The sequence below is a fragment of the Mycobacterium sp. genome, from assembly GCF_050701515.1.
Lineage (GTDB): Bacteria > Actinomycetota > Actinomycetes > Mycobacteriales > Mycobacteriaceae > Mycobacterium.
The window spans coordinates 16,611-28,589 of the sequence record NZ_JBOGDB010000104.1; the positions used below are offsets into that span (position 1 = coordinate 16,611).

The 11,979-nt window shown below is 67.8% G+C and carries 13 protein-coding genes; 9 read left to right on the top strand and 4 right to left on the bottom strand.

Going from position 1 to position 11,979, the window contains the following annotated elements; genetic code table 11:
* Entirely contained in the window at nucleotides 1–843 is an 843-nt protein-coding gene (locus ACRDU5_RS08985; protein ID WP_526614132.1) for a DegV family protein, read from the top strand.
* Nucleotides 844–855: 12 nt separating this feature from the next.
* On the opposite strand, the gene ACRDU5_RS08990 is transcribed toward ACRDU5_RS08985, so the two are convergent.
* The gene (locus ACRDU5_RS08990; protein WP_526614133.1) at nucleotides 856–1,914 is read right to left on the bottom strand and encodes an NAD(P)H-dependent amine dehydrogenase family protein; all 1,059 of its coding nucleotides are present in this window, start codon (nucleotides 1,912–1,914) and stop codon (nucleotides 856–858) included.
* 109 nt (nucleotides 1,915–2,023) lie between these two features.
* On the opposite strand from ACRDU5_RS08990, the gene ACRDU5_RS08995 reads away from it, so the two are divergent.
* From ACRDU5_RS08995 to holA, 3 genes are read left to right on the top strand one after another with little or no spacing between them, the layout of a single operon-like run.
* Nucleotides 2,024–2,839, top strand: coding sequence for a ComEA family DNA-binding protein (locus ACRDU5_RS08995; RefSeq protein ID WP_526614134.1), 816 nt, complete (start codon nucleotides 2,024–2,026; stop codon nucleotides 2,837–2,839).
* Complete coding sequence (locus ACRDU5_RS09000) at nucleotides 2,836–4,389, top strand: ComEC/Rec2 family competence protein (RefSeq protein ID WP_526614135.1); 1,554 nt, start codon at nucleotides 2,836–2,838, stop codon at nucleotides 4,387–4,389. The genes ACRDU5_RS08995 and ACRDU5_RS09000 overlap by 4 nt, the downstream gene beginning before the upstream one ends.
* Nucleotides 4,386–5,357, top strand: a complete 972-nt coding sequence (gene holA, locus ACRDU5_RS09005; protein ID WP_526614136.1) for a DNA polymerase III subunit delta — start codon at nucleotides 4,386–4,388, stop codon at nucleotides 5,355–5,357. The genes ACRDU5_RS09000 and holA overlap by 4 nt, the downstream gene beginning before the upstream one ends.
* Before the next feature lie 4 nt (nucleotides 5,358–5,361).
* On the opposite strand, the gene rpsT is transcribed toward holA, so the two are convergent.
* On the bottom strand, nucleotides 5,362–5,622 hold the full coding sequence (gene rpsT, locus ACRDU5_RS09010) for a 30S ribosomal protein S20 (protein ID WP_526614137.1): 261 nt from the start codon (nucleotides 5,620–5,622) through the stop codon (nucleotides 5,362–5,364).
* A gap of 283 nt (nucleotides 5,623–5,905) precedes the next feature.
* Here rpsT and ACRDU5_RS09015 point away from each other — a divergent pair, with 283 nt between their 5' ends.
* The 3 genes from ACRDU5_RS09015 to ACRDU5_RS09025 are packed head-to-tail and all read left to right on the top strand — an operon-like array spanning nucleotide 5,906 to nucleotide 9,358.
* Nucleotides 5,906–7,510, top strand: a complete 1,605-nt coding sequence (locus ACRDU5_RS09015; RefSeq protein WP_526614179.1) for a circularly permuted type 2 ATP-grasp protein — start codon at nucleotides 5,906–5,908, stop codon at nucleotides 7,508–7,510.
* Nucleotides 7,510–8,487, top strand: coding sequence for an alpha-E domain-containing protein (locus tag ACRDU5_RS09020; protein ID WP_526614138.1), 978 nt, complete (start codon nucleotides 7,510–7,512; stop codon nucleotides 8,485–8,487). Before ACRDU5_RS09015 ends, ACRDU5_RS09020 begins: the two co-directional genes overlap by 1 nt.
* 31 nt (nucleotides 8,488–8,518) lie before the next feature.
* Complete coding sequence (locus ACRDU5_RS09025) at nucleotides 8,519–9,358, top strand: transglutaminase-like domain-containing protein (RefSeq protein WP_526614139.1); 840 nt, start codon at nucleotides 8,519–8,521, stop codon at nucleotides 9,356–9,358.
* Between the two features lie 12 nt (nucleotides 9,359–9,370).
* On the opposite strand, the gene ACRDU5_RS09030 is transcribed toward ACRDU5_RS09025, so the two are convergent.
* A complete protein-coding gene (locus ACRDU5_RS09030; protein WP_526614140.1) occupies nucleotides 9,371–10,234 on the bottom strand; it encodes a ribonuclease Z in 864 nt (287 codons plus the stop codon).
* Between the two features lie 121 nt (nucleotides 10,235–10,355).
* On the opposite strand from ACRDU5_RS09030, the gene ACRDU5_RS09035 reads away from it, so the two are divergent.
* Both ACRDU5_RS09035 and ACRDU5_RS09040 read left to right on the top strand, forming a co-directional pair.
* Nucleotides 10,356–10,784 (top strand): CBS domain-containing protein, encoded by a 429-nt coding sequence (locus ACRDU5_RS09035; RefSeq protein ID WP_526614141.1) that lies wholly within the window; start codon nucleotides 10,356–10,358, stop codon nucleotides 10,782–10,784.
* Complete coding sequence (locus ACRDU5_RS09040; protein WP_526614142.1) at nucleotides 10,777–11,385, top strand: GNAT family N-acetyltransferase; 609 nt, start codon at nucleotides 10,777–10,779, stop codon at nucleotides 11,383–11,385. The genes ACRDU5_RS09035 and ACRDU5_RS09040 overlap by 8 nt, the downstream gene beginning before the upstream one ends.
* A 1-nt stretch (nucleotide 11,386) precedes the next feature.
* Here ACRDU5_RS09040 and ACRDU5_RS09045 read toward each other — a convergent pair whose 3' ends face one another.
* Nucleotides 11,387–11,974, bottom strand: coding sequence for a type II toxin-antitoxin system PemK/MazF family toxin (locus ACRDU5_RS09045; protein ID WP_526614143.1), 588 nt, complete (start codon nucleotides 11,972–11,974; stop codon nucleotides 11,387–11,389).
* Between the last annotated feature and the right edge of the window lie 5 nt (nucleotides 11,975–11,979).

The following is an 11,979-nucleotide window of genomic DNA, read 5'->3' on the forward strand; positions in this document are numbered from 1 at the left end:
ATGGCCGTCGTGGTGGTGACCGATTCGTCGTCGCGCCTGCAGCCGGATGAGTTGAAGCAGTGGGAGATTCGGCAGGTACCGCTGCACGTACTGGTCGACGGAAGCGACCTGCGCGACGGCGTGGATACCGTGCCTTATGACATTCACGAACGCCCCAATGTAACCACCGCGGGCGCCACGCCTGCAGAGCTGGCCGACACCTACCGCCAGGCGCTGCACGACAGCGACGCCGACGGAGTGGTCGCGGTGCACATTTCGGCAGCGTTGTCGAGCACCTTCAGCTCGGCGGTGCAGGCCGCCCGTGAGTTCGGCCCGGCTGTGCGGTTGGTCAACTCCAGGTCGGCGGCGATGGGTGTGGGCTTCGTGGCACTGGCCGCGGCGCGGTCGTCGGCGTCCGGCGACGACCTGGATGCCGTTGAAGCCGCGGCTCGTTCGGCCGTCCCGCGCGGGGACGCGTTCATCGTGGTGCACCGGCTGGATAATCTGCGGCGCAGCGGCCGAATCGGCCGGGGGGCGTCGTGGTTGGGTACGGCGCTGTCGTTGAAACCGCTGTTGTGCCTTGACGTGGACGGCCGTTTGGTGCTGGCTCAGCGGATCCGCACCGTGACGAAGGCGCATGCGGCGATGATCGACCAAGTCGCGGACATCGTGGGCGAGAGGCGAGCGGCAATCGCGGTGCACCATGTCGACAACCATGACGCCGGCGACGAGGTAGCCGCGGCGCTGACGACGCGATTGCCCCAGGTTGAGCGGCTGACGGTCAGCGACATGGGACCGGTTCTCTCCATCCACGTCGGCGGCGGAGCGGTCGGCGTGTGCGTACAACTGCTGGAAGACTCGTGACCGCGAAGGTAATCAGCACGCGGCGCGGCCGGTGACCGGCGGCAGGTCCGCCAGCGTCACGATGCCGGGCGTCGCCGCGACAACCGCCGGGACGGCGTTGGTCACCGGCAGGGCGGTATAGATCATGCCCAGGCCCATGAAGCCGGGCTCGGTCCAGTCCTTCGGCGGCAGACAGTGCAGCACCGTGCGCATATTGGGCAGCCCGAAGACCTGGATGACGTGACCGTGCTCGAGCGGCTTGGGCGGTGTCACGTGATCACCCATGGTCCAGTTGAAGCCCACACTGACCACGTTCTTGTCGCCGACCCAGCCGCGGTGATAACCGTAGACACCGCCCACCGTGCCCTTGGGGATCTGCATGAAGCCGAGATCGGTGTGGCCGGTGGCGGGGGTGAAGGTGACGTCGAACGTCATCCGGTCCAGCTTTGCGCCGATGGCGTCGGCCATCATCGCCGCCGACTCGGCGAACACCTCGCTTTCCCGCCGGACGCCCTCGGCCAGGCCGGGGGTATCGGGGTCCTGGGAGAAGCCCATCGCCGTTTGGGTGCCGGCCGACTCATAAGTGGAGCAGTCCACCGACTCGGTGATCCTGATCTCGTCGACCCGCTCACAAGACCCGCTGAGCACCATGCCGACCATGTTGGTCATGCCCGGATGAGCGCCACTGCCGAAGATCGTCGAATTGCCCTTTTCGCAGGCCTTTCGGATGTGATCGAGGTCCTCGGGGGTCTGTTTGCCGCCGGTGATCCAGGCAGCGCTGGAGCAGACGTTGACGCCGGACTCCAGTAGCCGAGTCAGCTCGTCGATGTCGGGCCACAGCGGGTTGTAGCAGCAGGCGTCCGGCCTCAAGTCGATCAGCGCATCGATGTCGTTGGTGGCCGTCACTCCGGTGGGCTCGGGCCAGCCCGACAGTTCGGCGGCATCCACCCCGACCTTGTCGGCGCCGTGCGCGTAGACGCCGACCAGCTCCATGTCGGGCCGGCCGATGATGGCGTGCAGCGACCGGCGCCCGATGTTTCCGGTGGTCCACTGGATCACCCGAAGCGGCCGGTCGGAAGTAGATGTGCTCATGCGGTAGACCCTAATTGGGTGGCTCCACAGTCGGGAGTTGATCCACAGCCTGCGCTGCCCGCCGCTCGTTGGTTCAGTCTGGACGGCCGCCGTGCCTACCGTCGGGGGCATGGCAACCGAACCGCCCGCCGAGCTGCTGCACCGCCGGCTCGGTGAAGAACTCGATATGAGCAAGGACGGCGACGACGACAACCCCGCTACCTCGTTGTCGCGTTGGCTGCCCGAGGCCAAGGCCGGTGACCGGCCGGAGTGGCTGGCGGCCATCCGCGCCGATCCCGGCCGCGCCGGCGTCATCGCGCTGGGAATCGTCGGTGTGATCGCGATTCTTGTCACTGTCTTCACCGTGGTTCGGGACAAACCGCCACCCGTGGTGTCAGCGAAATTGCCGCCCGTGCAAATGGTTTCGTCGGCAAGTCCGACGCCGAGCGCGGCCACCGGAAAACCAGACGAGCCGGTCGTGGTGAGTGTGGTGGGCCTGGTACACAAGCCCGGCCTGGTGACGTTGACACCGGGCGCGCGGATCGCGGACGCGCTCGCCGCCGCCGGAGGCGCGCTTGACGGCGCCGACATGATCGGTCTGAACATGGCGCGCCGCGTCACCGACGGCGAGCAGATCATCGTCGGCATCGCCGCACCGCCCGGGGAGCCGACCTCGATGGGCAGCTCCGTCAAGTCCGAATCGGGCGCTGCGCCGAGCCCGTCCACAGCCAACGGAAGTGCCGCGCCGCCAGAAGGTTTGGTGGACTTGAACGCCGCGACCTTCGAGCAGCTCGACACCCTGCCCGGTGTCGGCCCGGTGACCGCCGAGGCCATCATCGCCTGGCGGGACGCCAACGGACCGTTCACCAGCGTCGACCAACTCGCCGATGTCGACGGCATCGGTCCCGCGCGCCTGGAGAAGCTACGCGCCCAGGTCCATGTGTGACCGCCGTAGACCGGCGCGGGCTTCGGCTGGACCTGCGTCTGGTACCGGCGGCGCTGACCAGCTGGGCCGTCACCGCCGCCGGAATCCTCTGGCCGGTCGGCGGCGTCATCGTCGCGCTGCTGGTGGCGATGGCCGTCACGGTCGGTGCGGCGGCCTGTGGTAGCGGTGGCCGAGGGCTCGGTGCCGCGGTGCGGACGGCGGGCGCCGGCACGGTCGGCGTCTTGTTGGCCGGACTCGGCTTCGCCGTCGCGGTGCAACTTCGCGTTGACGACCTGCGCCACCATCCGATCGTCGACCGCTATGGCACGGTCGCCGCCGTCATCGTCACGCCGAGCGAGTCGCCACGGTCGCTGGGCGGTGGCCGGATGATGTTTCGCGGTTCGCTGCGGTTCGTTGGCCCCGATGAAATGTCGGGCCGGGTGGTGGTTTTCACGTCCGTCCTGGGATTCGGTGAGCTGACCGCGGGGCAACCGGCCGCATTCACCGCCCGCATCACCAGGCCGAGCCGGCGCGATCTCACCGTCGCGGTGTTGTCGGCAACCGGCGAGCCGACGTTGGGCGAGGCGGCCGGGATACAGCGGGCGGCGCACCGGGTGCGGACCACGTTCACCGACGCGGCGCGCTCGGCTCTGCCCACCGTCCAGGCGGCGATGCTGCCCGCCCTGGTGCTCGGCGACACCTCGGCGCTGACCAGCCAGACGACGGCGGAGTTCCGGGCATCGGGGCTGACCCATCTCACCGCGGTATCCGGAGCCAACGTGACGATTGTCTGCGGGGCGGTGCTGTTGTCGGCCGGGTTGGTCGGCCCGCGGGTGGCCGTCGCATTGGCCGCGGTGGCGCTGATCGTATTCGTCGTCGTCGTGCAACCGTCGGCGAGTGTGTTGCGCGCGGCGGTGATGGGCGGCATCACGCTACTGGCGATGCTGTCGCATCGCCGCCGGCAGGCGCTTCCCGCTCTGTCGGCGACGGTCATCGTGTTGATGATCGCAGCGCCGGAGCTTGCCGTTGATGTCGGCTTCGCCTTGTCGGTGTCGGCGACCGCCGCCTTGATCGTGATTGCGCCGGCGTGGTCACGGCGACTGGTGGGCCGGGGCTGGCCCAAGCCGCTGGCCGATGCGGTCAGCGTTGCCGTGGCCGCGCAACTCGTCACGGCGCCACTCGTCGCCGCCATCTCCGGCACCGTCAGTGTGGTGGCGGTGGCCGCCAACTTGGCGGTGACTGCCGTCATCATCCCGATCACCGTGGTCGGCACCGCGGCCGCGGCACTGTCCGCGTTGTGGCCGGCCGGCGCCGAGCTGCTGATCCGGTTCACCGGACCCGAGCTGTGGTGGTTGTTGAAGGTCGCCCACTGGGCCGCGGGCGTTCCCGGCGCATCCGTGCCGGTCCCCGCCGGGCCACTCGGCGCGTTCACGGTCGCCGGGGCCGGGCTGGCCGCCGTCATGCTGTGGCGGTGGCGCTGGGTCCGGCTCGGGTTGTGCGGTGTGGCGGTGTGCCTGTTGGGCTGGACGGTGTCGGGACTGTCGGCCAGCCATGACACCATCGGGTGGTGAGCCAATCGCTTCCGGGATTGCACCTGGTTCTTGGGGACGAGGAATTTCTTGTCGAGCGGGCGGTAGCGGACGTCCTTGGTGCCGCCCGCAAACAGGCGGGCACCGACGACGTGCCGGTGAACCGGATGCGGGCCGGCGAGGTCAGCACCAGCGAGCTGGCCGAGCTGCTGAGTCCTTCGCTGTTCGCCGACGAGCGGGTGGTGGTGTTGGAAGCCGCCGCCGAAGCCGGCAAGGAGGCGGTTGCCCTCATCGCGACGGCCGCGGCGGAGCTGCCGCAGGGCACGATCCTCGTCGTCGTGCACTCCGGCGGTGGGCGGGCCAAAGCGCTGGCCGGTCAGCTCAAGGACCTCGGCGCGCAGATACACCCGTGCGCCCGGATCGTCAAAGCCTCCGGGCGGGCGGATTTCGTCCGCGCCGAGTTCCGCGCGCTGCGGGTCAAGGTCTCCGACGACACCGTCACCGCCGTGCTCGACGCCGTCGGCTCCGACATCCGTGAACTCGCGTCGGTGTGCTCACAGCTGACCGCCGACACCGACGGGCGGGTGGACCCCGCCGCGGTGCGCCGCTACTACAGCGGCAAGGCCGAGGTGAAGGGGTTCGACATCGCCGACAAGGCCGTTGTGGGTGACATCGCGGGCGCCGCCGAGGCGCTGCGCTGGGCGATGATGAGCGGCGAGCCGCAAGTCGTATTGGCCGATGCGCTGGCCGAGGCGGTGCACACCATTGCGAGGGTCGGGCCGCTGTCGGGTGACCCGTACCGGCTGGCGGCCGAGCTGGGTATGCCGCCGTGGCGGGTGCAGAAGGCGCAGAAGCAGGCGCGCCGCTGGTCGCGGGAGTCGGTCGCGAAGGCGATGCAATTGGTGGCGACGCTGAACGCCGACGTCAAGGGTGCCGCGGCAGACGCCGATTACGCGCTGGAAGCGGCGGTCCGGAAGGTGGCCGAGCTGGTTGCGGACGGGGCCCGCTAACCGCTCAGAGCTTGTTGAGGGTGCGCGTCAGCGCCGACTTCTTGTTCGCCGCCTGATTCTTGTGGATCACGCCCTTGCTGGCGGCCTGGTCCAGCTTGCGATTGGTCGACACCAGCAACTCGGCGGCCTTCTTCTTGTCGCCGGCCTCGGCAGCCTCACGGAACGCGCGCGCAGCCGTGCGAAGCGACGACTTCACCGACTGGTTGCGCAGTCGGGCGCGCTCGTTGGTGCGGATGCGCTTTTCCTGCGACTTTATGTTGGCCACGCGCTAGTTCCTTCGTAAATCTCGGTTGGATTGCCCTGAGGTCTGCCAGTGCCCGGCAGCTGCAGCGACTGTTCAGGTTACCAGCGCGGTCGCCGATCTCCCAAAAGAGAAGCCCACTGGCCTGCCTAAACGGCCGAGGTGGTGCAGCATGGCATGAGTGAGCCTTCGAAGCCTGCCGGCCGAAACCGTTCGGTCGGCCCGCAAACCGCAGCCGGCCACCACCTACGAGCGGATCTTCGACGGCTATAACAACCTGGGTACCTACTCCGGCGCGTTCGACGAGATGTTCGACGCGCAGGGCAACGTCCGCGGCCCGTACAAAGGCATCTACGCCGAGCTTGCCCCGTCGGATGCCTCCGAATTGGAAGCCCGCGCCGAAGCACTGGGCCGCGCGTTCATCGATCAGGGCATCACGTTCTCGCTGTCCGGCCAGGAGCGTCCGTTTCCGCTGGATCTCGTGCCGCGGGTGATCTCTGCCGCCGAATGGTCGCGGCTTGATCGTGGCATTACCCAGCGGGTCAAGGCGCTGGAGCATTACCTCGACGACATCTACGGCGACCAGGAGATCCTGCGTGACGAGGTCATCCCGCGCCGGCTGGTCACCTCCTGCGAGCACTTCCACCGCGAGGCCGCGGGCATCGTTCCGCCCAACGGGGTCCGTATCCACGTCGCGGGCATCGACCTCGTCCGCGATGAGCAGGGCAGCTTCCGGGTGCTGGAGGACAACCTGCGCTCGCCGTCCGGGGTCTCCTATGTGATGGAGAACCGGCGCACGATGGCGCGCGTCTTCCCGAACCTGTTCGCCACCCACCGGGTGCGCGCGGTCGGCGACTACTCGTCGCACCTGCTGCGGGCGCTGCGCAACGCGGCGGCGTCAAACGAGGCCGACCCGACGGTCGTCGTGCTCACTCCCGGCGTCTACAACGCGGCCTACTTCGAGCACTCGCTGCTGGCCCGGCAGATGGGCGTCGAACTCGTGGAGGGACGCGACCTGTTCTGCCGCGACAACACCGTGTACGTGCGAACCACCGAGGGTGAACGACAGGTCGACGTCATCTACCGCCGGATCGACGACGCGTTTCTCGACCCGATGCAGTTCCGTCCCGACTCGGTGCTCGGGGTCGCCGGCCTGCTCAACGCGGCGCGGGCGGGCAACGTGGTGATCTCCAGTGCGGTGGGCAACGGCGTCGGCGACGACAAGCTGGTCTACACCTATGTCCCGGCGATCATCGAGTACTACCTGGGCGAGAAGCCGCTGCTGGCGAACGTCGATACGTTCCGCTGCTGGCTGGACGACGAGCGCGAGGAGGTGCTGGACCGGGTCGACGAGTTGGTCGTCAAGCCGGTCGAGGGCTCCGGCGGCTACGGCATCGTGTTCGGCCCGGCGGCGTCGGAGAAGGAACTGGCCGCGATCTGCAAGAAGATTCGCAACGATCCGCGCGGCTGGATCGCGCAGCCGGTGGTGCAACTGTCAACGGTGCCGACCCAGATCGACGACCGGCTCGCACCCCGCCATGTCGACCTGCGGCCGTTCGCGGTCAACGACGGCGACGATGTGTGGGTGCTGCCGGGCGGGCTGACCCGGGTCGCGCTACCGGAAGGATCGCTGGTGGTCAATTCCAGCCAGGGCGGCGGCTCCAAGGACACCTGGGTGCTGGCGTCGCGGGCGTCGGTCGCCGACCGCGAACTGGGCGCCGCCGAGGTGGTGCGGTCTCTACCCAAGGCGCCCAAGGGGCCCAAGGCCGACAAGGACAAGGAGCGGTCGACGTCTGCGCAGCAGCAACAGCAGTCGCAGGTGCACTCACCGGGTCTGCAGCAGAGCCAGCAACAGCAACAGCAGGCGGCTGATGGACTTCCGATGAGCGCTCGCGCGAAGAGGAGACGATGATGTTGGCGCGCAACGCCGAATCGCTGTACTGGATCGGCCGCTACGTCGAGCGTGCCGACGACACCGCGCGCATCCTCGATGTCACCGTTCACCAACTCCTCGAAGATTCCAGCGTCGATCCGGACCAGGCGTCGCGAACACTGCTGCGGGTGTTGGGCATCGATGCACCCGAACACGAGCTGGACGTGTGGTCACTGACCGACCTGGTCGCGTTCAGCCGGGACAACCACGGGGGCTGTTCGATCGTCGACTCGATCTCGGCCGCCCGCGAGAATGCCCGCGGTGCACGCGAAGTCACATCAACCGAGATTTGGGAGTGCCTCAACAGCACATACAACTCGCTGGCCGAGCGCGAGCGCGCCGCCAAACGGCTTGGGCCACACGAATTCCTGTCGTTCGTCGAGGGTCGTGCGGCAATGTTCGCCGGGCTGGCGGACTCGACGCTGTCGCGAGACGACGGTTACCGGTTCATGGTGCTCGGCGGTGCGATCGAGCGGGTGGACATGACCGTGCGGCTGCTGCTGTCCCGGGTTGGCGACAGCGCATCCTCGCCCGCGTGGGTCACGCTGCTGCGATCCGCCGGTGCGCACGACAGCTATCTGCGCACCTACCGCGGCGCGCTCGACGCCGGCCGGGTCGTCGAGTTCATGCTGCTGGACCGCCTGTTCCCACGGTCCGTCTTCTATTCGCTGCGACTGGCCGAACACAGCCTCGACGAACTCATGAATCGGCCGCACGACCGGCTCGGCGCCACCGCCGAAGCGCAGCGGCTGCTCGGACGGGCCCGCAGCGAACTGGAGTTCCTCCGCCCCGGGCCACTTCTGGAATCGCTCGAGCAGCACCTCGCCGGGCTGCAGCGGACCTGCCATGAAGTCGGCGAAGCTTTGGCGCTGCAATACTTTCACTCCGCACCCTGGGTGGCTTGGCACGATGCCGGTCGCAATGGCTCGCTGGTCATCGAGGAGGGTGAGATTTAATGACGAGCGTCTCGCGCGAGGAACAGCACTGATGTGGCGCATGCGGGTTGTGCACTCGACGGGCTATGCCTACAAGTCACCGGTGACCGCATCGTTCAACGAGTGCCGCCTGACGCCGCGGTCCGATTCCCGGCAGAACGTCATCCTCAACCGGGTCGAGACCGTTCCCGCGACGCGCTCCTACCGCTACGTCGACTACTGGGGCACCGCGGTGACCGCCTTCGACCTACACGCACCGCACACCGAGTTGGAGGTCACCTCGTCGTCGGTCGTGGAGACCGACACGGGAGAGCTTCCCGAGGCAAAGGTCGGTTGGGACGATCTGCACACCGAATCCATGGCTGACCGGTTCGACGAGGTGCTCAGCGCCACCCACTACACACCGCAGAGCAAGCGAATCGGACGCGTCGGCGAGCGCATCGCCAAATACCACGATCCGCAGGAAGCCGTCGTCGCCGCCGCTCATTGGGTGCACAGTGAGCTGAACTATGTCGCGGGAACCACCGGTGTGCATTCGTCGGGTCTGGACGCGCTGCGCGAAGGCAAGGGCGTCTGCCAGGACTTCGCCCACTTGTCGTTGATCCTGATGCGCAGCATGGGAATTCCGTCACGGTATGTCTCGGGGTACTTGCATCCCAACCGCAAAGCCGTGGTCGGAGACACCATCGACGGCCAGAGCCACGCGTGGATCCAGGCCTGGACCGGTGGATGGTGGAACTACGACCCCACGAACGACGCCGAGATCAACGAGCAGTACATCAGTGTCGGTGTGGGCCGCGACTATTCGGATGTGACGCCACTGAAGGGCATCTATTCCGGTGAGGGGTCGACCGACCTCGACGTCGTCGTCGAAATCACCCGGCTGGCCTAAGAGTTGGGCCCGCTACCCACCTGACCGGGTGACGCTCACGCCCGGGTGCACCTCGACGCGATGCAGGTCGTCGCCCAGTTCGATCTGCCGGTTGAACGCGGAGGCGGCCAACGCGCGCCAATCGTCTTCCTGACCTGGCGCGATGCCGGGCACGTAGTGGGTGAGGATGAGGATGCCCACGCCGGCGCGGGTGGCGGTGGCGGCGGCCTCCTCGACCGAAGAGTGGTAGTCGCAGATGTCGCGGATGCGCTGCTGGCCCAGGGCCTCGATCTGGTCCTTGCGGATCACGGTGTGCACGAGCGCGCCCGCGCCGGCGGCCAGCCCGTCGAGGCTGGTGCACGGCACGGTGTCGCCGGCCAGCACCACCGACGCGTCCGCGTGTTCGACCCGGAACCCGATCGTCGGAGCCACCGGCCGGTGATCGGTCGGCGCCACCCGGATCCGCACGCCGTCGCGGTCCCAGACCGAGCCGTCGGTGTACTCGTGCACCTCGACCGGCGGCGGCCCGGTCAGGTCGGCGTGATGTGCGATCCGGTAACCGATGTCGTACCCGAATGCCTTCAGCGTGGCGTCGACGACCTCGGCGGTGCCCGGCGGACCGATGATCGGCAGCGGCGGCGGGTCGGGGACGAACGTCGTCACCCATCGGGTGATGATCACGTCGCCGAGATCGGCGATGTGATCGCTGTGCAGGTGCGTGAGCAGCAGCGCCGTCAGGCCGTTGGCGCCCACACCGACGGCGGCGGCCCGCTGCTGCACGCCGCGCCCGCAGTCGACGAGAAACGTCTGCCCGCCGGCGCGCACAAGCGTGGACGGCCCGGCACGGTTTGCGTCGGGAATGGGGCTGCCGGTGCCGAGCAGGGTGACTTCGATCATGGCGTAATACCTACCGCCTCGTTCGCCGGGTGTGGCGCTTTCGTCACAAACAATGAAGTCGCTTTCGCAGTGACCGACTTCGACATAACCTGGTGTGAACTGGCTCACGATGGAGGCGAGGATGCGAATCGCGGACGTGTTGCGGACCAAGGGCGCCTCGGTTGCGACGATCACCCCGGAGACCTCGGTCTCGGGGCTGCTCACCGAGCTTGCGGTGCACAACATCGGCGCCATGGTGGTGGTTTCGCCCGATGGCCTGGCTGGCATCGTCTCGGAGCGCGACGTGGTGCGCAAACTGCACGAACATGGCGCCGGCCTGCTGACCCTGCCGGTGTCCGAGATCATGACGACATTCGTGGCGACCTGCGCACCAAGCGACACGGTCGACCACCTCAGCGCGCTGATGACCAACAAGCGGGTGCGGCACATCCCGGTGCTGGAGAACGACCGGCTGGTCGGGATCGTCAGCATCGGCGACGTGGTGAAGCAGCGGATGGAGGAGCTGGAGACCGAGCAGCAGCAGCTGCAGGACTACATCACCCGTGGCTGACATCGGTGTGCGGCCCGCCCGGAAGGCCGACGTCCGGGAGGTGGCCGGTGTGCTGGCGCGGGCGTTCTACGACGACCCGGTGATGATGTGGATGCTGCCCGAGGACAAGGCCAGGACAAAGGCGCTGCCCCGGATGTTCGCGACCTTGACCAGGCATCACTTCCTTTCTCGTGGCGCTTCCGAAGTTGCTAGTCGCGGCGGGGACTTCGGGGCCGCGACGCTGTGGGATCCGCCCGGCCAGCGGAAGTCGTCGCGCTGGGAACAGCTTGTGATGATGCCCGCCATGATGTGGGCATTCCGATCTCGCTCCCAGGCGTCACAGACCGTCATGGAGGTCATGGAGGAGAACCATCCCGAGGAACCGCACTGGTATCTGATGGTGATCGGCAGCGATCCCTCGGTCCGCGGCGCGGGCTTCGGGCAGGCCCTGATGCGCTCGCGCCTGGATCGCTGCGACGCCGAGCATGCGCCGGCCTACCTGGAAGCCACCAAATCGGACCTGGTCCCGTACTACGGCCGGTTCGGCTTCGAGGTCACCGGCGAGATCAAGATTCCCGATGGCGGACCCACCATGTGGGCGATGTGGCGGGACCCGAGGTAGATCAGCTCCACGAGTATTCGGCGCGCAGCCGGCCGGCGACGATCTCGAAGGTCTCGCGTTGCAGGATCGCCCCTTCCCGGCGAATGCTCTCCTCGGGCACATCCAGCACCCGATCCAGGCACACCCAGCTCGCGCGTTCTTCGTAATCCCAACTGCCCGAACCGATGGCGACCCAATCGCGGTCGTCGCGGTGGTGCTCCTGACTGGACAGCATCAGGCCGAGCAGGGTGCGACGGTCGCGGCCGACCACTAACACCGGGCGATCCTTACCCCGCGCTGGATCGTCCTCGTAAACCACCCAGGTCCACACCACCTCGCCGGGATCCGCGCGCCCGTCCAGATCCGGCGCGTACACCAGCTTGCGGGCGCGTTGCGCGGTGGGAACGCTGTTCTTGGTCACCGGGCGGCCGGTCGTGATGGCGGTCGATTCGTCGGTGGTGCCGGTGATGGCGTCGAGGCCCATCTTGATGCCTTGCTGGATGCCGCGCTGCAGCCCCTCGGGCGGCTGGAACTGCCGGATGAACTTCGGCGCCTCGTTGAACACCAGGTTCTCCGCGAATTGCTGCAACGTCTTCCACTGCGACGCCATGTTCG

Coding starts and splice junctions, on each gene's coding strand:
- ACRDU5_RS08985 (WP_526614132.1), top strand. CDS start 1: ATGGCCGTCGTGGTGGTGACCGATTCGTCGTCGCGCCTGCAGCCGGAT.
- ACRDU5_RS08990 (WP_526614133.1), bottom strand. CDS start 1,914: ATGAGCACATCTACTTCCGACCGGCCGCTTCGGGTGATCCAGTGGACC.
- ACRDU5_RS08995 (WP_526614134.1), top strand. CDS start 2,024: ATGGCAACCGAACCGCCCGCCGAGCTGCTGCACCGCCGGCTCGGTGAA.
- ACRDU5_RS09015 (WP_526614179.1), top strand. CDS start 5,906: ATGTTCGACGCGCAGGGCAACGTCCGCGGCCCGTACAAAGGCATCTAC.
- ACRDU5_RS09020 (WP_526614138.1), top strand. CDS start 7,510: ATGTTGGCGCGCAACGCCGAATCGCTGTACTGGATCGGCCGCTACGTC.
- ACRDU5_RS09025 (WP_526614139.1), top strand. CDS start 8,519: ATGTGGCGCATGCGGGTTGTGCACTCGACGGGCTATGCCTACAAGTCA.
- ACRDU5_RS09030 (WP_526614140.1), bottom strand. CDS start 10,234: ATGATCGAAGTCACCCTGCTCGGCACCGGCAGCCCCATTCCCGACGCA.
- ACRDU5_RS09035 (WP_526614141.1), top strand. CDS start 10,356: ATGCGAATCGCGGACGTGTTGCGGACCAAGGGCGCCTCGGTTGCGACG.
- ACRDU5_RS09045 (WP_526614143.1), bottom strand. CDS start 11,974: ATGGCGTCGCAGTGGAAGACGTTGCAGCAATTCGCGGAGAACCTGGTG.